22 protein-coding genes are annotated in these 20,359 nt (G+C 68.2%); 20 read left to right on the top strand and 2 right to left on the bottom strand.

What is annotated here, in order from left to right; translation table 11 throughout:
* The first annotated feature begins 90 nt into the window (after window positions 1–90).
* The 19 genes from ndk to AAHB17_RS19965 all read left to right on the top strand — a co-directional run bounded on the left by ndk (window position 91) and on the right by AAHB17_RS19965 (window position 18,197).
* The gene (gene ndk / locus AAHB17_RS20055; RefSeq protein ID WP_342132631.1) at window positions 91–516 is read left to right on the top strand and encodes a nucleoside-diphosphate kinase; all 426 of its coding nucleotides are present in this window, start codon (window positions 91–93) and stop codon (window positions 514–516) included.
* Window positions 517–539: 23 nt separating this feature from the next.
* Window positions 540–1,694, top strand: a complete 1,155-nt coding sequence (rlmN, locus tag AAHB17_RS20050) for a 23S rRNA (adenine(2503)-C(2))-methyltransferase RlmN (RefSeq protein ID WP_342132630.1) — start codon at window positions 540–542, stop codon at window positions 1,692–1,694.
* Window positions 1,695–1,713: 19 nt separating this feature from the next.
* Window positions 1,714–2,517 carry a type IV pilus biogenesis/stability protein PilW gene (gene pilW / locus AAHB17_RS20045; protein ID WP_342132629.1) on the top strand — a complete coding sequence of 268 codons (804 nt, stop codon included), beginning with the start codon at window positions 1,714–1,716 and terminating at the stop codon, window positions 2,515–2,517.
* Window positions 2,510–3,448 carry a helix-turn-helix domain-containing protein gene (locus AAHB17_RS20040; protein WP_342132628.1) on the top strand — a complete coding sequence of 313 codons (939 nt, stop codon included), beginning with the start codon at window positions 2,510–2,512 and terminating at the stop codon, window positions 3,446–3,448. Before pilW ends, AAHB17_RS20040 begins: the two co-directional genes overlap by 8 nt.
* A gap of 2 nt (window positions 3,449–3,450) precedes the next feature.
* Window positions 3,451–4,725 carry a flavodoxin-dependent (E)-4-hydroxy-3-methylbut-2-enyl-diphosphate synthase gene (gene ispG / locus AAHB17_RS20035; protein WP_342132627.1) on the top strand — a complete coding sequence of 425 codons (1,275 nt, stop codon included), beginning with the start codon at window positions 3,451–3,453 and terminating at the stop codon, window positions 4,723–4,725.
* Between the two features lie 23 nt (window positions 4,726–4,748).
* Window positions 4,749–6,038: a histidine--tRNA ligase gene (gene hisS, locus AAHB17_RS20030; RefSeq protein ID WP_342132626.1), complete on the top strand. Its 1,290-nt coding sequence runs from the start codon at window positions 4,749–4,751 to the stop codon at window positions 6,036–6,038.
* A gap of 62 nt (window positions 6,039–6,100) precedes the next feature.
* Complete coding sequence (locus AAHB17_RS20025; protein ID WP_342132625.1) at window positions 6,101–6,772, top strand: YfgM family protein; 672 nt, start codon at window positions 6,101–6,103, stop codon at window positions 6,770–6,772.
* Window positions 6,772–7,917, top strand: a complete 1,146-nt coding sequence (bamB, locus tag AAHB17_RS20020; RefSeq protein ID WP_342132651.1) for an outer membrane protein assembly factor BamB — start codon at window positions 6,772–6,774, stop codon at window positions 7,915–7,917. Before AAHB17_RS20025 ends, bamB begins: the two co-directional genes overlap by 1 nt.
* 34 nt (window positions 7,918–7,951) lie before the next feature.
* A complete protein-coding gene (der, locus tag AAHB17_RS20015; protein ID WP_342132623.1) occupies window positions 7,952–9,289 on the top strand; it encodes a ribosome biogenesis GTPase Der in 1,338 nt (445 codons plus the stop codon).
* A 62-nt stretch (window positions 9,290–9,351) separates the two neighbouring features.
* On the top strand, window positions 9,352–9,621 hold the full coding sequence (gene hfq, locus AAHB17_RS20010) for an RNA chaperone Hfq (protein ID WP_342132622.1): 270 nt from the start codon (window positions 9,352–9,354) through the stop codon (window positions 9,619–9,621).
* Between the two features lie 51 nt (window positions 9,622–9,672).
* Window positions 9,673–10,902 carry a GTPase HflX gene (gene hflX / locus AAHB17_RS20005; protein WP_446719630.1) on the top strand — a complete coding sequence of 410 codons (1,230 nt, stop codon included), beginning with the start codon at window positions 9,673–9,675 and terminating at the stop codon, window positions 10,900–10,902.
* Between the two features lie 48 nt (window positions 10,903–10,950).
* Window positions 10,951–12,291, top strand: a complete 1,341-nt coding sequence (gene hflK, locus AAHB17_RS20000) for an FtsH protease activity modulator HflK (protein WP_342132621.1) — start codon at window positions 10,951–10,953, stop codon at window positions 12,289–12,291.
* A gap of 28 nt (window positions 12,292–12,319) precedes the next feature.
* Entirely contained in the window at window positions 12,320–13,216 is an 897-nt protein-coding gene (gene hflC, locus AAHB17_RS19995; RefSeq protein WP_342132620.1) for a protease modulator HflC, read from the top strand.
* Window positions 13,217–13,228: 12 nt separating this feature from the next.
* Window positions 13,229–13,420, top strand: coding sequence for a DUF2065 domain-containing protein (locus AAHB17_RS19990; protein ID WP_342132619.1), 192 nt, complete (start codon window positions 13,229–13,231; stop codon window positions 13,418–13,420).
* A gap of 84 nt (window positions 13,421–13,504) precedes the next feature.
* Window positions 13,505–14,683, top strand: coding sequence for an ATP phosphoribosyltransferase regulatory subunit (locus AAHB17_RS19985; RefSeq protein WP_342132618.1), 1,179 nt, complete (start codon window positions 13,505–13,507; stop codon window positions 14,681–14,683).
* A 199-nt stretch (window positions 14,684–14,882) separates the two neighbouring features.
* Window positions 14,883–16,211, top strand: a complete 1,329-nt coding sequence (locus AAHB17_RS19980; RefSeq protein ID WP_342132649.1) for an adenylosuccinate synthase — start codon at window positions 14,883–14,885, stop codon at window positions 16,209–16,211.
* A gap of 29 nt (window positions 16,212–16,240) precedes the next feature.
* Window positions 16,241–16,765, top strand: a complete 525-nt coding sequence (locus AAHB17_RS19975; protein ID WP_342132617.1) for a phosphoribosyltransferase — start codon at window positions 16,241–16,243, stop codon at window positions 16,763–16,765.
* Window positions 16,766–16,772: 7 nt separating this feature from the next.
* Window positions 16,773–17,966: a PLP-dependent transferase gene (locus AAHB17_RS19970; RefSeq protein ID WP_342132615.1), complete on the top strand. Its 1,194-nt coding sequence runs from the start codon at window positions 16,773–16,775 to the stop codon at window positions 17,964–17,966.
* Between the two features lie 39 nt (window positions 17,967–18,005).
* On the top strand, window positions 18,006–18,197 hold the full coding sequence (locus AAHB17_RS19965; protein WP_342132614.1) for a hypothetical protein: 192 nt from the start codon (window positions 18,006–18,008) through the stop codon (window positions 18,195–18,197).
* A 7-nt stretch (window positions 18,198–18,204) separates the two neighbouring features.
* On the opposite strand, the gene mnmH is transcribed toward AAHB17_RS19965, so the two are convergent.
* Both mnmH and AAHB17_RS19955 read right to left on the bottom strand, forming a co-directional pair.
* Entirely contained in the window at window positions 18,205–19,269 is a 1,065-nt protein-coding gene (mnmH, locus tag AAHB17_RS19960) for a tRNA 2-selenouridine(34) synthase MnmH (RefSeq protein ID WP_342132613.1), read from the bottom strand.
* Window positions 19,270–19,911 (bottom strand): arylesterase, encoded by a 642-nt coding sequence (locus AAHB17_RS19955; RefSeq protein ID WP_446719629.1) that lies wholly within the window; start codon window positions 19,909–19,911, stop codon window positions 19,270–19,272.
* Window positions 19,912–19,987: 76 nt separating this feature from the next.
* Here AAHB17_RS19955 and AAHB17_RS19950 point away from each other — a divergent pair.
* The coding region (locus AAHB17_RS19950) for an ABC transporter ATP-binding protein (protein ID WP_342132648.1) at window positions 19,988–20,359 on the top strand (372 nt) is incomplete at its 3' end.

Here is a 20,359-nt window from a genome sequence, read left to right as displayed (position 1 = left end):
TGTCCCAATCCCTTCATGAGCTCAGGCTAAAATGCTGGGTTTTCTGGATTCCAGAACATTTTTGTTTTACAAAGCACCCCAAGGATCACCATGGCCATCGAACGCACCCTGTCCATCATCAAGCCCGACGCCGTCGCCAAGAACGTCATCGGCCAGATCTACGCCCGTTTCGAGGCTGCTGGCCTGAAGGTCATCGCCGCCCGCATGGCCCACCTGTCGCGTGGCGAAGCCGAGGCTTTCTACGCCGTGCACAAAGAGCGTCCTTTCTTCAAGGACCTGGTGGACTTCATGATCTCCGGCCCGGTGATGATCCAGGCCCTGGAAGGTGAAGGCGCCATCGCCAAGAACCGCGACCTGATGGGCGCCACCGACCCCAAGAAGGCCGCTCCCGGCACCATCCGCGCCGACTTCGCCGACAGCATCGACGCCAACGCCGTGCACGGCTCGGACGCTCCCGAAACCGCAGCCGTCGAAGTGGCTTTCTTCTTCGCCGGCATGAACGTTTACGGCCGCTGAAGCGCGGCGCGTAACTGCATTTGATGACGACGGCCAACCTTCTCGATTTCGATCTCGCAGGCTTGGCCGCCTTTTGTGAGCGGCTCGGAGAGAAACGTTTCCGGGCCGTTCAGCTTTTCCGCTGGATCCACCAGAAAGGCGCCTCGCGCTTCGATGACATGACGGATCTGGCGCGCAGCCTGCGGGAGAAACTCCCCGGCGTCTGCGAGATCCGCCCGCTCAAGGTGATGGCCCAGCAGGAGTCCACCGACGGCACCATCAAGTGGCTGTTCGATGTGGGTGACGGCAACGCGGTCGAGGCGGTGTTCATCCCCGAAGACGATCGCGGCACCTTGTGTGTCTCCTCCCAGGCCGGCTGCGCCGTGGGTTGCCGCTTCTGCTCCACCGGCCACCAGGGCTTCTCGCGCAACCTGAGCACGGGCGAAATCGTCGCCCAGCTTTGGTTCGCCGAGCACTTCCTGCGCAAGCACCTCAAGACCAGCGAGCGTGTCATCTCCAACGTGGTGATGATGGGCATGGGCGAACCCATGCAGAACTACAGCGCCCTGGTGCCCGCCCTCAAGGTCATGCTGGATGACCACGGCTACGGCCTGTCGCGCCGCCGCGTGACCGTCTCCACCTCGGGCGTGGTGCCCATGATGGACCGGCTGGCGCAGGATGTGCCGGTGGCGCTGGCGGTGTCGCTGCACGCGCCCAACGACGAGCTGCGCGACAACCTGGTGCCGCTGAACCGCAAGTACCCGCTGGCCGAGCTGATGGCCGCCTGCCTGCGCTATCTGCCGGCCGCGCCGCGCGACTTCATCACCTTCGAATATTGCATGCTCGACGGCGTCAACGACCAGCCCGAGCACGCGCAACAGCTGCTGGCGCTGATCCGGGGCCAGGGCCCGTTCTACCGCGGGCCGTCCGTGCCCTGCAAGATCAACCTGATCCCGTTCAACCCCTTCCCGGACTCGGGCCTGCGCTGCTCGCCCCGGCCGGTGGTGCTGGCCTTCGCCGAGGTGCTCCATGCGGCCGGCATCGTCACCACCGTGCGCAAGACCCGCGGCGACGACATCGACGCCGCCTGTGGCCAGTTGGCCGGCGATGTGCTGGACCGCACCGATGCCGCGCGCCGCATGGCCGAGCGCCGCGTCACCGAGGTGCGTCCGGTGCGTGTGCTGCGGTCCCCGTCCTGACCGCCCGAGCACCACTGGCATGAAACGCTTGACCGAACGCTTCCTGATCCTGCTGTGGCTGGTGGTCGCGCTGGCGGGTTGCGCCGGCGACGGCGTGCCGGGCGCGCCGGGTCAGCCGGCCGAACCCATCACCGAGTCCGACGAGCCGGAGACCCGCAAACGGGCCCGCATACGCACCGAACTGGCGGGCAATTACTTCGAGCAGGGCCAGACCACGGTGGCCCTCGATGAAATCAAGCAGGCCCTGGCCGCCGATCCGAACTACCCGCAGGCCTACAACCTGCGCGGCCTGGTCTACCTGCAGTTGAACGAGCCGGTGCTGGCTGAAAGCAGTTTCCGCCGTGCCCTGCAGCTCGACGCGCGCGATGGCGATGCGATGCACAACCTGGCCTGGCTCTGGTGCCAGCAAGGCCGCTACCCGCAGTCGCTGGAACAGTTCGGACGCGCGTTGGCGACGCCCGGCTACACGAATGCCGCTCGCACCTGGATGGCCCAGGGCGTGTGCCAGGTTCGCGCCGGGCAACTGCCCGAGGCCGAGCGCAGCCTGACCCGTGCCTTCGAGCTGGACGCCGGCAACCCCATCACCATGTACAACCTGGCCAGCTTGCTGCTGCGGCGCGGTGACCTGCCCAAGGCCCAATTCATCGCCCGGCGACTCAACGGCTCCGACCTGGCCAACGCCGAGTCCCTGTGGCTGGGCATCCGCATCGAGCGCCGCCTGGGCAACCGCGACGGCATGCGCCTGTTGTCCGAGCAGCTGCGCCAGCGTTTCCCGAATTCCCCCGAGTGGGGCAGGTTCCAGCGAGGGGCTTTTGATGACTGAATCCGTGTTCGCGTCCACGTCGGCCGAGGGCGCCAATGCGCCGCAGCCGCATGACGCGCTGAATGCCGGCCAACGCCTGAAGCGGGCCCGCGAACAGGCCGGCCTGCACGTGGTCGCGCTGGCGGCCGCGCTCAAGGTGCCGGTGAAGAAGCTGGAGGCCCTGGAGGCCGGTCGCACCGACGAGTTGCCCGACGCCACGTTCGCACGTGCCCTGGCCGCCAGCGTGTGCCGGCAGCTCAAGATCGACCCGACCGAAATCCTGGCCGGCTTGCCGCAGGCCGGCGGATCGCGCCTGGGCGAAGGCCATGCCCTCAACACCCCTTTCCGGTCGCCGCGCGATCCCGTCGGCCCGTCGGTGGCGTCGCGCACGCTCAAACGGCCGATCACCGCTGCGCTGGCCATCCTGCTGGGGGCCGCGCTGGTGTGGTGGTGGGTGCCGCAGCCCGGTACCGACACGCTGGTGATGAACCCCTCGCCAACCCCGGCCCCCGTGACCACCGAATCGGGCACCTCCATGGGCGCGGGCGCCAGTGTGAGCGACGACGCGGCAGCGGCCACGTCGACCAGCCCGACGCCCGATGCTGCCCCTGCGGCCGTGCCGGCCGTGGTCGCCACCGAGGTCGTGACGCCGGCTGCCGCATCGGCGGCTCCCGTGGCCACCGCCGCGCCTGCCGTGTCGGCGCCGGTGCCCGCAGGCAACGAGTGGCTCGTGATCCGCGCCAAGGCCGACAGCTGGATCGAGGTGCGTGCCAGCGGCAAGGTGCTGCTGCAACGTGTGGTCAAGGCCGACGAGACCGTGGCCTTCGCCGACGCGGCGCCGCTGGCGCTGGTGGTGGGCCGGGCCGACGCCACCGAGGTCCTGGTGCGTGGCAAGCCGGTGGACCTGGGCGCGCTGGCCCGCAGCAACGTGGCCCGTTTTGACGCCAAATGAGCATGGACACCTGTCTGACCGATTCCACCACCCCGGTGCCCCTGGGCACGGCCGCACAGCGCCGGACCTTGTCGGCCCGCGTGGCCTGGGGCGACCACGTCGTGACCGTGGGTGGCGGCGCGCCGGTGCGCGTGCAGTCCATGACGAACACCGACACCGCCGACGCGGTGGCCACGGCCATCCAGGTCAAGGAGCTGGCGCTGGCCGGCTCCGAGCTGGTGCGCATCACCGTCAACAACGACGAAGCCGCCAAGGCGGTGCCTTACATCCGCGAGCAGCTCGACCGCATGGGCATCCAGGTGCCGCTGATCGGCGATTTCCACTACAACGGCCACAAGCTGCTGACCGACCACCCGGACTGCGCGCAGGCGCTGTCCAAGTACCGCATCAATCCCGGCAACGTGGGCCGTGGCGACAAGCGCGACCGGCAGTTCGGCCAGATGATCGAAGCCGCGGTGCGCTACGACAAGGCGGTGCGCATCGGCGTCAACTGGGGCAGCCTGGACCAGGACCTGCTGGCCGCGCTGATGGACGAGAACGCCCGCCGCGTGCAGCCCTGGGAAGCGCGCCAGGTGATGTACGAGGCCCTGATCACCTCGGCCCTGGACTCCGCCCGCGCGGCCGAGGAGCTGGGCCTGGCGCCCGGCCAGATCACGCTGTCGTGCAAGGTCAGCGGCGTGCAGGACCTGATCGCCGTCTACCAGGAGCTGGCGCGGCGCTGCAACTACCCGCTGCACCTGGGCCTGACCGAGGCTGGCATGGGCACCAAGGGCACGGTGGCGTCCACCGCCGCCCTGGCCGTGCTGCTGCAACAGGGCATTGGAGACACCATACGCGTGTCGCTGACGCCACAGCCGGGCGAGGCCCGTACCCAGGAAGTGGTGGTGGCCACCGAAATCCTGCAGGCCCTGGGGCTGCGCGCCTTCGTGCCCAGCGTGACCGCCTGTCCCGGTTGTGGCCGCACCACCAGCAGCGTCTTCCAGGAACTCGCCAAGCAGATCGACGACCACCTGCGGGCGTCCATGCCGGTGTGGCGCGCGCGTTACCCGGGCGTCGAAAACCTCAAGGTGGCCGTGATGGGCTGCATCGTCAACGGGCCGGGCGAAAGCAAACATGCCGACATCGGCATCAGCCTGCCCGGTACCGGCGAGGCGCCGGCCGCGCCGGTCTTCATCGACGGCGAAAAGGCGCTCACCCTGCGGGGCGCCGGCATCGCGGACGAGTTCCAGCAAATCGTTCAAAACTACATCGAAAAGAAGTTCGGACAGCCGGCCTGAGCCGCGCTGCCGACGTTTGCACCATGGCTGAAAAACTGAGCGCCGTCAAAGGCATGAACGACATCGCCGCGCCCGAATCGGCGCACTGGGAATGGCTGGAGGACAAGGTCCGCCAGCTGATGTCGCGCTACGGCTACCGCAATTTCCGCGCTCCCATCGTCGAGCCCACCGCGCTGTTCGTGCGCGGCCTGGGCGAGGTGACCGACATCGTCGAGAAGGAGATGTACGCCTTCGAGGACAAGCTCAACGGCGAGCACCTGACCCTGCGCCCCGAGGGCACGGCCGGCGTCGTGCGCGCGGCCATCGAGCACAACATGCTCTACGACGGCGGCAAACGGCTCTACTACATGGGGCCCATGTTCCGCCACGAGCGCCCGCAGCGCGGCCGCTACCGGCAGTTCCACCAGGTGGGCGCCGAGGCGCTGGGCTTTGTGGGGCCCGACGTGGACGTGGAGCTCATCCTGCTGGCCTGCGACCTGTGGGACGAGCTGGGCCTGTCCGGCATCACGCTGGAGATCAACAGCCTGGGCCAGCCGGCCGAGCGCCGCGCCCACCGCGAGGCCCTCATCAAGCACCTGGAAGCCCACCAGGACCAGCTCGACGAAGACGCCAAGCGCCGCCTCTACACCAACCCGCTGCGCATCCTCGACACCAAAAACCCGGCCATGCAGGCCATCGTCGAAGCCGCGCCCAAGCTGATGGATTTCCTGGGCGAGGCCTCGCTGCACCACTTCAACACCTTCCGCGGCCTGCTCGACGCGCAAGGCGTGAGCTACCGCATCAACCCGCGTCTCGTGCGCGGCATGGACTACTACAACCTCAGCGTGTTCGAGTTCGTCACCACCGAACTCGGCGCCCAGGGCACGGTCTGCGCCGGTGGCCGCTACGACGGCCTGTTCGAGCAGATCGGCGGCAAGCCGTCGCCCGCGGTCGGCTGGGCGCTGGGCGTCGAGCGCATCCTGGAGCTGCTCAAGTCGCAAGGCCGCCTGCCCGAGCCGCCGGTGGCCGACGCCTATGCCATCGTTCCCGACGCCGCCGCCTTGCCGCAGGTGCTGCCGGTGCTGCGCGTGCTGCGCCGTGCCGGCGTGGCGGTGCTCATGCACCCGGCCGGGCCGGAGGGCATGGGCAGCATGAAGTCCCAGTTCAAGAAGGCCGACGCCAGCGGCGCGCGCTTTGCGCTGATCTTCGGGCCCGACGAAGTGGCCCAGGGCCAGGTGTCGGTGAAAGCCCTGCGCACCGTCGACGGCCAGCCCGCGCCCCAGCGCACTGAGGCACTGGCCGAGGCCGCGCACTGGGCCCAGAGCCTGCGCTGAGCCGGCTGCCTTTCGCGGCCGGCCCGCCCCCTACAATCGACCGAACTCATTCAAGCGCACCCATGGCATCGCATCTCGATCTCGAAGAACAGGAACAACTCGACCAGCTCAAGCATTTCTGGGCGAAGTACGGCAACCTCATCACCTGGGCGTTGATCGTGGTGCTGGGTGCTTTTGCCGCCTGGAACGGCTGGCAGTACTGGCAGAACCGCAACGCGGTCCAGGCCGCTGCCCTGTACGACGAGCTGGAGCGGGCCGCGCAGGCCCGTGACGCCGAACGCGTGCTGCGCGTGTGGGGTGACATGCAAAACCAGTACCCGGGCACCTTGCAGGCCGCTCAGGGCGGTTTGCTCGCGGCCCGCGCGCTGCACGACACCCAGAAGGCCGACGAAGCCCAGGCCGCGCTGCAGTGGGTGGCCGACAAGGCCAGCGACGACGCCTACCAGGCCCTGGCGCGCATCCGTCTGGCGGGCGTGCTGCTTGACAAGCAGGCCTTCGACCAGGCGCTCAAGGTGCTGGACGCCAAGATGCCGCCCTCATTTGCCTCGCTCGCGGCCGACCGCCGTGGCGACGTTCTGCTGGCCCAGGGCCAGCGCGATGCCGCCAAGGCCCAGTACCAGGCGGCCTACCGCGACATGGCCGCCGAGACCGGATACCGCCGCCTGATCGAAGCCAAGCTGGCGGCGCTGGGCGTTGAAGTCGGCACCGACGCCACCCAGGAGAAGACCCCGTGATGAGCCTGCGACAGTCCTTCACCGCGCGCCCGTGGCGCGTGGCGGCAGCCGTGTGTGTGTTGGCCACGCTGGTGGCCTGTGGTTCGTCGGGCGGCAAGAAGCCCGAACCCACGCCGCTGGCCCCCAACCATGCCCTGATCGGTGTGCGCCAGGCCTGGACGGCGCAGCTGGGCGCTTCCGAGGCGCCCCTGCTGCCGGCCGTGCTGGGCAACGAGCTCTGGCTGGCGGGCAGCACCGGCACCGTGCTGGCGCTCGACGCCACCACCGGCCAGGCGCGCTGGCGCGCCGATCTGGCCACCCCTTTGTCGGCCGGCGTGGGCAGCGATGGCACGACGGCGGCGGTGGTCACCAAGGCCAATGAACTGGTGGCGATCGAGGCCGGCCGGGTGACCTGGCGTGCGCGCCTGGGCGCGGGGGTGTCCACACCGCCGCTGGTGGCGGGCCGCCGTGTTTTTGTGCTGGGCGCCGACCGCAGCCTCACGGCCTTTGACGCCGCCAATGGCCTGCGCCTGTGGACGCAAAGCCGACCGGGCGATGCCCTGTCGCTGAGCCAGGCGGGTGTGCTGATGGCCGTGGGCGACACCCTGGTGGCCGGGCAGCAGGGCCGGCTGGCCGGCTTCAACCCGCAGAACGGCAGCCTGCGCTGGGAGGGTGTGATCGCCTCGCCGCGCGGCACCAACGAGATTGAGCGCCTGGTCGAACTGGTGGCGGGTGTCAGCCGCCAGGGCAACCAGCTCTGCGTGCGTGCCTTCCAGGCCGCCGTGGGCTGTGTCGACGCCAACCGTGGCACCACCTTGTGGACGCGTTCCGCGAACGGCGCCGCCGGTCTGGCCGGTGATGACCAACTGCTGTTCGGCACCGAGAGCACCGGCCGTGTGTTGGCCTGGCAGCGCGCCAGCGGCGAACCCGCCTGGAGCAGCGACCGTTTCCTGCACCGGGGCCTCACGGCGCCGGTGGTGGTGGGGCGTTCGGTGGCCTTCGGCGACGCGACCGGCTATGTGCACCTGCTGTCGCGCCAGGATGGCTCGCTTCTCAACCGGCTGAACACCGATGGCTCCGGCCTGGTGGCGGCCCCCGTGCTGGCGGGCGACACCCTGGTGGCCGTCACCCGCAAGGGCATGGTCTTCGGCTGGCGTCCCGAGTGAACGCCGCCCCCGCATTACACAAAGGCGCTTTGTTTTGAAACCCGTACTGGCCCTGGTGGGCCGCCCCAACGTCGGCAAATCCACGCTGTTCAACCGGCTGACCCAGTCGCGCGACGCCATCGTGGCCGACTTCGCGGGCCTCACCCGCGACCGCCACTACGGCAACGGTCGTCTGGGCCGGCGCGAATTCATCGTCATCGACACCGGTGGCTTCGAGCCGACCGCCGAGTCCGGTATCTACAAGGAAATGGCCAAGCAGACCCGCCAGGCCGTGGCCGAGTCGGATGTGGTGGTGTTTGTCGTCGATGCGCGTGCCGGCATCAGCGCCCAGGACCACGACATCGCCAACTACCTGCGCCGCCTGGGCAAGCCCACGCTGCTGGTGGCCAACAAGGCCGAAGGCATGCAGCAGGGCCTGCAGCTGGTCGAGTTCTTCGAGCTGGGCCTGGGCGAGGTGTTGCCGGTGTCCGCCGCCCACGGGCAGGGCGTTCGTTCCATGCTGGAAGAGGCGCTGGACAAGCTGGGCATTCCCGAGCCCGACGACGACGAGGCCGAGGCCGACAACACGGTCATCCGCCTGGCGGTCGCCGGTCGGCCCAACGTGGGCAAGTCCACGCTGATCAATGCCTGGCTGGGCGAAGAGCGCCTGGTCGCTTTCGACATGCCGGGCACCACGCGCGATGCGATCTCGGTGCCGTTCGAGCGCAACGGCCAGAAGTTCGAGCTGATCGACACCGCCGGCATACGCCGCAAGGGCAAGGTGTTCGAGGCGATCGAGAAATTCTCGGTCGTCAAGACCCTGCAGGCGATCGAGAACGCCCACGTCGTGCTGCTGCTGCTCGATGCCGAGCAGGGCGTGACCGACCAGGACGCCCACATCGCCGGCTTCATCCTGGAGAGCGGCCGTTCGGTGGTGCTGGCCATCAACAAGTGGGATGCGATCGACGCCTACCAGCGCCAGGTCGTGGAGCGTTCGGTCGAACAGCGCCTGGCCTTCCTCAAGTTCGCCCAGATGCACCTGATTTCGGCCAAGAAGCGCCAGGGACTGGCCCCGCTGTGGAAGTCCATTGCCCAGGCGCATGCGTCGGCCACCCGCAAGATGCCCACGCCGGTGCTGACCCGTCTGCTGCAGGAGGCTGTGGTGTTCCAGCAGCCCCAGCGCAGCGGCATGTACCGTCCCAAGATGCGTTATGCCCACCAGGGCGGCATGAACCCGCCGGTGATCGTGATCCATGGCAACTCGCTCGAACACGTGAGCGACACCTACAAACGTTACCTCGAAGGGCGCTTCCGCAAGGCCTTTGATCTGGTGGGCACGCCCTTGCGCATCGAGATGAAAACCTCGGACAACCCCTACAAAGACCAAGACTGAAGCAGGTCGACCCGGTACTTACCCTGCCTGCTGTGGTATGGTCCACCTTCCATTAACTATTCTTGAACACGGAGCATATCGTGAGCAATAACAAAGGCCAACTCTTGCAAGACCCGTTTCTGAACCAGCTGCGCCGCGAGCACGTGCCGGTTTCGATCTACCTGGTGAACGGGATCAAGCTGCAAGGCCAGATCGAATCGTTCGACCAGTACGTCGTGCTGCTGCGCAACACCGTCACCCAGATGGTCTACAAGCACGCGATTTCCACCATTGTGCCGGGCCGTCCGGTGCAGTTCGCAGCGGTGCAAGCCGCTGACGGCGCCCCCAACTGACCCTGCCACCCCGGGTGCCTGGCACCCGCGGCGTGCGCCAGCCGCCCCCTTTTGACTGCTTCCGACACCTCAAAGACCGACCGCCCCGCCGTGGTGCTGGTCGGCGTTGACTTCGGTCTTCCCCATTTCGATCACGCGCTCGAAGAGTTGGGCCTGCTGGCCGAGACAGCGGGTTTCCGCGTGGCCGACCGCGTCACCTGCAAGCGCCGCGCGCCCGATCCGGCCTTGTTTGTCGGCTCCGGCAAGGCCGACGAGATCAAGGCCCTGGCGCTGGGCACCGGCGCCACCGAGATCTTGTTCGACCAGGCCCTGAGCCCGGCGCAGCAACGCAACCTCGAACGCCACCTGGGTCTGGCGGTCAACGATCGCACCCTGTTGATTCTGGAGATCTTCGCCCAGCGCGCGCGCAGCCACGAAGGCAAGCTGCAGGTCGAGCTGGCCCGACTGCAGTACCTGTCCACACGCCTCGTGCGCCGCTGGAGCCACCTGGAACGCCAGAGCGGTGGCATCGGCATGCGCGGTGGCCCGGGCGAGACCCAGATCGAGCTCGACCGCCGCATGATCGGCGACGCCATCAAGCGCACCAAGGAGCGGCTGGAGAAGGTCAAGAAGCAGCGCGCCACCCAGCGCCGCCAGCGCGAGCGCCGCGACGCCTTCAGCATCTCGCTGGTGGGCTACACCAACGCCGGCAAGTCCTCCTTGTTCAATGCCCTGGTCAAGGCCCGCGCCTACGCCGCCGACCAGCTGTTCGCGACCCTTGACACCACCACCCGCCAACTCTACCTGGGCGAGGCCGGGCGCAGCGTGTCGCTGTCCGACACGGTGGGTTTCATCCGCGACCTGCCCCACGGCCTGGTCGACGCCTTTGCCGCCACGCTGGAAGAAGCGGCCGACGCCGACCTGCTGCTGCACGTGGTGGACGCCTCCAACCCCAACCACCCCGAGCAGATCGCCGAGGTGCTGCGTGTGCTGGGCGATATCGGCGCGGCCGAGGTGCCGCAGCTGCTGGTGTTCAACAAGCTCGACGCCATCGAGACCGACCGTCGGCCGCAGAAGCTGCGCGACCACATGGACCTCGAGGGTCGCAGCGCCACGCGCGTGTTCGTCAGCGCGCTGACCGGTGAAGGCCTGCCCGAGTTGCGGGCCGCCCTGGCCGACGCCGTGGCGGCCGACCGCGACAGGCGCGCCGCCCCGGCCCAGACGCTGCCGGACGGCACCGAGGTGCTCGAAGACGACGACGACCCCACGGCTTGGCCGCATTCGGCGTCCGGCCTTGATTGATTCGGCACAATAGCGGCGCTTGCCACTGTTTTTACATTCTTGCCATCCATGAGCCTCAAACTCCCGCGACTTCGCCTGCCGGCCGCCTGGGCGCGTGCCTCGGGCATGTTCAACCTCAACGATCCGCGCTGGGGGCGTGGCGATGACGGCAAGGACGATGGCGCCACGCCGCCCCCAGGTCGCGACGACAAGCGGCCGCAAGGCCCCAACCAGGGGCCGCCCGACCTGGACGAACTCTGGCGCGACTTCAACCGCAAGCTGGGCGGCCTGTTCGGCGGTGGGCGTGGCAACAACAATGGTGGCCGCAACAGCGGCGGCGGCCTGCCGCCGTTCAAGCCCGATCCGAGGAGCACCGGTATCGGCGCCGGCCTGATCGTCGGCGTGGCCGCGCTGATCTGGCTGGGAACCGGCTTCTTCATCGTGCAGGAAGGCCAGCAGGCCGTCATCACCCAGTTCGGCAAGTACCACAGCACCGTGGGCGCCGGTTTCAACTGGCGCCTGCCGTACCCGATCCAGCGCCACGAGTCGGTGTTCGCCACCCAGATCCGTTCGGTCGACGTCGGCCGCGACGCCATCGTGCGCGCCACCGGCCTGCGCGAGTCGGCCATGCTGACCGAGGACGAGAACATCGTCGAGATCAAGTTCGCGGTGCAATACCGGCTGAGCGACGCCCGCATGTACCTGTTTGAAAGCCGGGACCCCGATGCCGCGGTCGTCAAGGCCGCCGAGACCGCCGTGCGCGAGGTCGTCGGCAAGATGAAGATGGACGCCGCGCTGGCCGAGGAACGCGACCAGATCGCGCCGCGCGTGCGCGCCCTGATGCAGACCATCCTGGACCGCTACAACGTCGGCATCGAGGTGGTGGGCATCAACATGCAGCAGGGCGGCGTTCGTCCGCCCGAGCAGGTGCAGGCCTCCTTCGATGACGTGCTCAAGGCCGGCCAGGAACGCGAGCGGGCCAAGAACGAAGCCCAGGCCTATGCCAACGACGTGGTGCCCCGCGCCCGCGGCACGGCGTCGCGCCTGATCGAGGAGGCCGAGGGCTACAAGGCCCGCATCACCGCGCAGGCCCAGGGTGATGCCCAGCGCTTCAAGGTCATCCAGACCGAATACGCCAAGGCGCCGCAGGTCACCCGCGAGCGCATGTACGTGGACACCATGCAGGAGGTCTACAGCAACGTGACCAAGGTGCTGGTCGACAGCAAGCAGGGCAACAACCTGCTGTACCTGCCGCTGGACAAGCTCACCCAGCAGGTGGCGCAGGGCGCCGGGGCACCCGCGGTGGCGCCGTCCGGCGCGGCCAGCGTGCCCGTCCCCAGCAGCCCGTCGGGCGCCGTCGACAGCCGCAGCCGCGACGCCGAGCGCTCGCGCAGCCGCGAAACGCGTTGATGCCGTCCCGCGCACTGAAAGCCTTGCCATGAACAGAATCGGTTTCATCATCACCTCCCTGCTGGTGGCGCTCGCGCTGGCCAGTTCCATGCTCTTCGTGGTCGACCAACGCCAGTACGGCGTGGTGTTCGCGCTCGGGCAGATCAAGACGGTCATCACCGAGCCCGGCCTGAACTTCAAGCTGCCGCCGCCGTTCCAGAACGTGTCCTACATCGACAAGCGCCTGCTGACGCTGGAGAGCACCGACACCGAGCCCACCCTGACGGCCGAGAAGCAGCGCGTGGTGATCGACTGGTACGTGCGCTGGCGCATTTCCGAGCCCACCGCCTACATCCGCAACGTGGGCCTGGACGAGCGTGCTGGCGCGCTGCAGCTCAACCGCGTGGTGCGCAACTCCTTCCAGCAGGAAGTGAACAAGCGCACCGTGAGCGAACTGCTGTCGACCCGCCGCGAGCAGCTGATGAACGACGTCAAGCGCGAGGTGCTGGCGGCCGTGCGGGGCGCCGAGAAGCCCTGGGGCATGGACGTGGTCGACGTGCGCATCACCCGTGTCGACTATGCCGAGACCATCACCAAGTCGGTCTACGACCGCATGGAGGCCGAACGCAAGCGCGTGGCCAACGAACTGCGCTCCACCGGTGGCGCAGAGGGTGAAAAGATCCGTGCCGATGCCGACCGCCAGCGCGAGGTGATCGTGGCCGAGGCCTATCGCCAAGCCCAGACCATCAAGGGCCAGGGCGATGCCGACGCGTCGCGCACCTACGCCGAATCCTTTGGCCGCGACCCCGCGTTCGCCCAGTTCTACCGCAGCCTCGAAGCCTACAAGTCCAGCTTTGCCCACCGCTCCGATGTGGTGGTGGTCGATCCGTCGTCCGACTTCTTCAAGGCCATGCGCAGCAGCGCCGTGCAGGGCGCCGGCAAGTGAGCGCGGGCGGCCGTGTCTGACACCGTCTGGCTGGCGCTGGCCCTGCTGCTGGTGTTCGAAGGCCTGATGCCCATGCTGGCACCGGGCCGCTGGCGCCGCCTGTTCGCCGAAATCCTGCGCCTGAGCGACGGGCAGATCCGTTTCATCGGTGTGTTCTGCGTCGGCACCGGGCTGCTGACCTGGTGGTGGCTGGCGGCGGACTGAATCGCCCCCCTCCTGATCGCCCCTCCGAAGTGGTCCCGGCCGGGGCCGGTAGAATCACGTTTTTAACAGCCCCCCACGATGACCATGTCCGCCTGGGTCCTGCCGGATCAGATCGCCGATGTTTTGCCTTCCGAGGCCCGGCACATAGAAGAACTGCGCCGCAGCCTGCTGGACACCGCTTCCGGCTACGGCTACGAGCTGGTCATGCCGCCGCTGCTGGAGCACCTGGAGTCGCTGCTGACCGGCACCGGCGAGGCGCTGGGGCTGCAGACATTCAAGCTCGTCGACCAGCTCTCGGGCCGCAGCCTGGGGGTGCGGGCCGACAGCACGCCGCAGGTCGCACGCATCGATGCCCACCTGCTCAACCGCCAGGGCGTGGCCCGCCTGTGCTACTGCGGCCCGGTGCTGCACACCCGCGCCGACCGCCCGCTGGCCACCCGCGAGCCGCTGCAGCTGGGTGCCGAGATCTACGGCCATGGCGGCCTGGAGGCCGACCTCGAAGCCATGGAGCTGGCCCAGGCCTGTGTGCTGGCGGCCGGTTTGCGCCACCTCACACTGGACATGGCCGATGTGCGTGTCATCGACTCGGTGCTCGCAGGCGTGCCGCTGGGCACCGAGCAAACCCACCTGATCCACGCCGCGCTGGCGCGCAAGGACGCGGCCGAACTGAACAGCCTGTCGCGCGACCTGCCGGCCGACGTGCGCAGCAGCCTGCTGGTCCTGCCGCGCCTGTATGGCGACGTGTCGGTGCTGGCCGAGGCGCGCCGGGTGCTGCGTCCCTCGCCCTTGCTGGAGCAGGCGCTGGACGGCCTGCGCTGGCTGGCCGATCACCTGAGCGGCCTGGACGTGAGCTTCGACCTCGCGGACCTGCGCGGCTACGCCTACTACACGGGTGTGCGTTTTTCCCTGTTCGCCCGCAGTGAACGCCAGGGCGGGGCGGGTGGCACGGCCACCCATGCCGAGCTGGTGCGCGGCGGCCGCTACGACGAAGTCGGGGCGATCTTCGGTCGCAAGCGGCCGGCCGTGGGCTTCAGCCTGGACCTCAAGGAGCTGGTGCAGGTCAGCCCCCGACGCGCGCTCAAGGCCGCGGTGCGGGCCCCCTGGGGCAATCAACCGGGCTTGCGTGATGCCATCGCGGCCTTGCGCGCCGCGGGTGAAACAGTGGTGTGTGCGTTGCCGGGGCACGACCACGAGGTGGACGAATTCCATTGCGACCGCGTGCTGACCCAGCGCGATGGTGGCTGGTCGGTCCAGCCGGTTTGAGAAGCTGCGAACGAATCCCCCATGCCCGCCCTGACCGCCAAAAACCACCCACTCGGCGTTGCAAATGCTCGCCGTGGCCGCAGCCACGACTGCGCTTTGCGCCTTGATCGAGCGGCTTTTGGCGCTCCTTTCGGGCACGCAGGATTCATTCACACCTTCTGACTCTTTCTTTCAAAGCGACGACATGAGCAATTCCGATATGCGTGCCCAACCCGGGCGCAACGTGGTGGTGGTCGGTACCCAGTGGGGTGACGAGGGCAAGGGCAAACTGGTCGACTGGCTGACCGAAACCGCGCGTGGCGTGGTGCGTTTCCAGGGCGGCCACAACGCCGGCCACACGCTGGTCATCAATGGCGTCAAGACAGCGCTGCACCTGATCCCCAGCGGCATCATGCGCCCCGGCGTCAAGTGCTACATCGGCAACGGTGTGGTGCTGTCCGTCACCAAGCTGCTCGAAGAGATCGAGGGCCTGGAGAAGGCCGGTGTCGAGGTGCGCTCGCGCCTGCGCATCAGCGAGGCCTGCCCGCTGATCCTGCCCTTCCACGCCGCGCTGGACATCGCCCGCGAAGCCGCGCGCGAAAAGGGCGGCACCGAGAAGATCGGCACCACCGGCCGCGGCATCGGCCCGGCCTACGAGGACAAGATCGCCCGCCGTGCCCTGCGGGTGCAGGACCTCAAGTTCCCCGAGCGTTTCGCCACCAAGCTGCGCGAGCTGCTGGACCTGCACAACCACGTGCTGACCACTTACTTGCACGCGCCGGCCATCGACTTCGACACCACCTTCGCCCAGGCCATGGCCCAGGCCGAGCAGATCAAGCCCATGATGGCCGACGTCTCGCGCGAGCTGAACGAAGCCAGCAAGGCCGGCGTCAACCTGCTGTTCGAAGGTGCCCAGGGCACGCTGCTCGACGTCGACCACGGCACCTACCCCTTTGTCACCTCCAGCAACTGCGTGGCCGGCAACGCCGCCGCCGGTGCCGGCGTGGGCCCGGGCCTGCTGCACTACATCCTGGGCATCACCAAGGCCTACTGCACCCGCGTCGGTGGTGGTCCTTTCCCGACCGAGCTGGAGTGGGAAAAGGAAGGCACGCCGGGCTGGCACATGAGCACCGTGGGCGCCGAGAAGGGCGTGACCACCGGTCGCAGCCGCCGCTGCGGCTGGTTCGACGCCGCCCTGCTCAAGCGCAGCGCCCAGGTCAACGGCCTGACCGGCCTGTGCATCACCAAGCTCGACGTGCTCGACGGCCTGGAAGAGCTCAAGCTGTGTGTGGGCTACCAGCTCGACGGCCAGTTCACCGACATCCTGCCCATGGGGGCCGACGAGATCGCGCGCTGCGAGCCGGTCTACGAAACCCTGCCCGGCTGGTCCGAATCCTCGGTCGGCGTGACCCAGTACGACAAACTGCCGGCCAACGCGCAGAAGTACCTCCAGCGTATCGAGGAGACCACCGGCGTGCCGGTGCATGTCATCTCCACCAGCCCGGACCGCGACCACACCATCCTGCTGCACCATCCGTACGCCGCTTGAACCCGACCACCACGATGAGGAGCGCATCCATGCTGACCGAAGACGGCAAACACCTGTACGTGTCCTACGACGAGTACCACAACCTGATCGAGAAGCTGGCCATCAAGATCCACCAGTCCGGCTGGGCATTCGACACCATCCTGTGCCTGGCCCGTGGTGGCATGCGCCCCGGCGACATCCTCTCGCGCATCTTCGACGTGCCGCTGGCCATCATGTCCACCAGTTCGTACCGCGCCAGTGCAGGCACGGTGCAGGGCAAGCTGGACATCGCCCGCTACATCACCACGCCCAAGGGCGAGATCGCCGGCAAGGTCCTGCTGGTCGATGACCTGGCCGATTCCGGCCACACCCTCAAGGCGGTGATCGAGCAGCTCAAGAACAACTACCCCCCCATCACCGAGCTGCGCAGCGCGGTGATCTGGACCAAGCAGTTGTCGACCTTCACGCCCGACTACCAGGTCGAGTACCTGCCGACCAACCCGTGGATCCACCAGCCCTTCGAGGGCTACGACGCCATGCGTCCCGCGCAGCTCCTTGAAAAGTGGAAAGTCTGAACGGGTCATGAGCGACATCCGCACCCAGCTCATCCACCATCCCTACCGCGCGCCGGCCGAGTTCGACGCGCTGCCGGTTGCGGTCCACAAGGCCTCGACCGTGTTTTTCAAGAACGTGGCCGACCTGCGCAGCCGCCGCTGGAAGGACAAGAGCGGCTACACCTACGGCCTGCACGGCACGCCCACCACCTTCACGCTGGAAGAGCGCATCGCCACGCTCGAGGGCGGCACGCACTGCCTGCTGGCGCCCAGCGGCCTGGCCGCGGTCGCCTTGGTGGACACCGCCTTCCTGAAGCAGGGCGACGAGATGCTGTTGCCCGACAACGTCTACGGTCCGAACCAGACGCTGGCCGATGGCGAGTTGATGGACTGGGGCATCTCCCACCGCTTCTACGACCCCATGGACCCGGCCGACCTGGCCGCCAAGATCACGCCGGCCACGCGCCTGGTGTGGCTGGAGGCCGCGGGCTCGATCACGCTGGAATTTCCCGACCTGCCGGCATTGAACGCGGTGATCCGCGAGGCCAACATGAGCCGTGGTGCCGGTGCGCGCCCCATTGTCAGCGCGCTGGACAACACCTGGGGCGCGGGCATCGCCTTCAACGGCTTCGAGCTCGGCGCAGACGTGGTGATACAGGCGCTGACCAAATACCCCAGCGGTGGCGCCGACGTGCTGATGGGCTCGGTCGTCACCCGCGACCGCGCTCTGCACCTTCAGCTGGTCGACGCCCACATGCGTTTTGGCTACAACGTGGGTGGCAACGACGCCGAGCTTGTGTTGCGTGGCCTGCACACGGCGGTGCTGCGCTACGAAGCGCAAGACCGCAGCACACGTGCCCTTGCCGAGTGGATGGGCCAGCGACCCGAGGTGGCCACGGTGCTGCACCCGGCCTTGGCCGGCTCGCCCGGGCACGCCACCTGGCGCCGCGATGCTCGGGGCGCGGCCTGTCTGTTCAGCGCTGTGTTTCGCCCCGGGTTCAGCCAAGCGCAGATCGACCGCTTCTGCGACAGCCTGCAACTCTTTCACCTGGGCTGGAGCTGGGCCGGGCCGATCAGCCTGTGCGCGCCTTATGATGTGCCCTCGATTCGCCGCCTGCCTTGGCCCCACGCCGGGGGGCTGGTGCGTTTTGCGGTGGGTCTGGAGGCGGTGGATGACCTGCGCCAGGACATCGAACAGGCGCTCCAGGCCATGCGCGGCTGAACCTTCCCCCAACCCCGGCACACAGAAAGAACCATCGCCTTGGCCACTCCCAACTACGGATACGAAAAGCGCCAGCGCGAGCTGGCCAAGAAGCAGAAGAAGGAAGAAAAGGCACGCGCCAAGGCGGCCGGGCGCAAGCCGGGGTCGGATGAAGGCGGTGGCGATGCCGACCAGGTACCGGAGGGCGAGGCCGCGCCCGATGCGGCGGCCGACGGCGCTTCCGCCGCCTGAGGCAGCTTCAGCTCGCCGTTGAGGTCGCCAGCACCCGGGCCAGCGCGTCGAAGCTGCCCGCGCCGTTGTAGCCGACCGTCCAGCGCGGTGAGTCGGGGTAGGCGGCGAAATTGCGCGCCATCGATTCCTCGTAGCGAGGGTCGTAGTGGTTGTCGAGAAGGTCCCGCACCACGCCGGCCATCTGCCCGGCCCGCGCCTGCGCCTGCCAGCGCCCCACGGTGTCGCGACCGCGCAAGGTGGTGAGGGTGGCGAGCCGGTCGCAGAAGAGTTCGACGTCCTGGACGAAGAAGGCGTAGTTCTGCAGCAGCAGGGCCACGCGATCGGCCAGCGACATCTCCAGCGTCAGGCAGGGGCTGGCCCGCATGGCCAGGATCAGGGCCTCGGGCACGGTCACATTGCCCACGCGTTTGCTTTCCGCCTCCACATACACCTCGCGCGCCGGGTCCAGCGCACGCAGCGCCGCCCACAGGCGCGAGTCGAACAGCTTCTGGCTGGGCTGCGGCTGACCCGGGATCAGCCCCAGCACCGAACTGCGGTGCTGGGCCAGCGCCTCCAGGTCCAGGATCTGGGCACCTTGTGTGGCCAGGGCCTGCAACAAGTGGGTCTTGCCGGTGCCGGTGCGGCCACACACCACCCGGTAGCGCAGGCGCTGTGCCATGGCGGGCAGGTCGGCCAGCACGGCCGTGCGGTAGGCCTTGTAGCCGCCATCGATGAGCGTCACCTTGAAGCCGATGGCGCCCAGGATGGTGGCCAGCGCGCCGCTGCGGTTGCCGCCACGCCAGCAGTACACCAGGGGCTTCCAGGTCTTGGGCGTGTCCAGCAGTTCTCGCTCGATGTGGGCGGCGATGTTGCGCGCCGACAGCGCGGCGCCGCGCTTCTTCGCCTCAAAGGGGTTGACCTGTTTGTACAGCGTGCCAATGACGCGGCGCTCCTCGTTGTTGAGGGTGGGCCAATTGACGGCGCCGGGCAGGTGGTCCTCGGCGTGTTCGTCCTCGCTGCGGGCGTCGATGACGGCGTCGAACTCGTGGAGGTGTTGCAGGGCCTCGACCGCGCTGATCTTGGTGACGCTCATTTATTTCAGGAGAGGTTGAAGGGCGGGCCAGACGTTGGCCAGCAGGGTGGCCTGTGCCTGTTCGTTGGGGTGGATGCGGTCGGCCTGGAACAGGGCGAGCGGGTCCTTGGCGTCGGCCACCCCTTTGAGCAAAAACGGCACCAGTGCGGCCTTTTCAGCCTGGGCGACCTGTGCAAAGGTGTTGGCAAAACGCTGTGCGTAGCTGGCCCCGTAGTTGGGTGGCACCTGCATGCCGACCACCAGCACGCGGGCGCCGGCCGTCCGCGCGGCCTGCGCCATGGCGCGCAGGTTCTGTTCGGTCATCTCCAGCGGCAGGCCACGCAAGGCGTCGTTGCCGCCGAGTTCGATCACCAGCACCGCCGGCTTGTGCTGGGCCAGGAGCGCCGGCAGGCGTGAGCGCCCGCCCGAGGTGGTGTCGCCGCTGACGCTGGCGTTGACCACGCGCCAGGGTGATTGCTGCTCGGTGAAGCGCTTCTCCAGCAGCGCCACCCAGCCGCTGCCGCGGCGCAGGCCGTATTCGGCACTGAGCGAATCGCCCAGCACCAGCACCCGCCGGGGCGCGGTGGCGGACTGGGGCGCGGCCGGACCGGCAAGGCCCCACAGTGCCAGTGCGGCGCAGGCCACGTTAAAGTGTCGCCTCATCCAGATTGGGTCACGCATGTTTCAAGAGCATCAGGTTCAGGGGTCGGGGCAGGGCGGGGCGGCGCAGGCACAGCCCATGGTGGTGGCGCGTGGCGTGGGCAAATCGGTCACCGATTCCACCGGCACACTGACCATTTTGCGCGACATCGATTTCTCGCTGGCGGCCGGGCAGACCGTGGCCATCGTGGGCGCCTCGGGATCGGGCAAAAGCACCTTGTTGTCCATTATCGCGGGCCTCGATACACCCAGCACCGGGTCGGTTCAGCTGGCCGGTGTCGATTTGTTCGCCCTCGACGAGGACCAGCGGGCCGCCGTGCGCGCGCAGAAGGTGGGCTTCGTTTTCCAGAGTTTCCAGCTGCTGGGCAACCTGACCGCGCTGGAGAACGTGATGCTGCCGCTGGAGCTGGCCGGGGGGCCCCCCCCGCGGGGCCCCCCCCCCCCGCAGCTG

This window comes from Hydrogenophaga sp. OTU3427 (assembly GCF_038440225.1).
Lineage (GTDB): Bacteria > Pseudomonadota > Gammaproteobacteria > Burkholderiales > Burkholderiaceae_C > Hydrogenophaga.
Note: the sequence above shows the minus strand (reverse complement) of the source record. Positions and strands in the feature narration are given on the sequence as shown.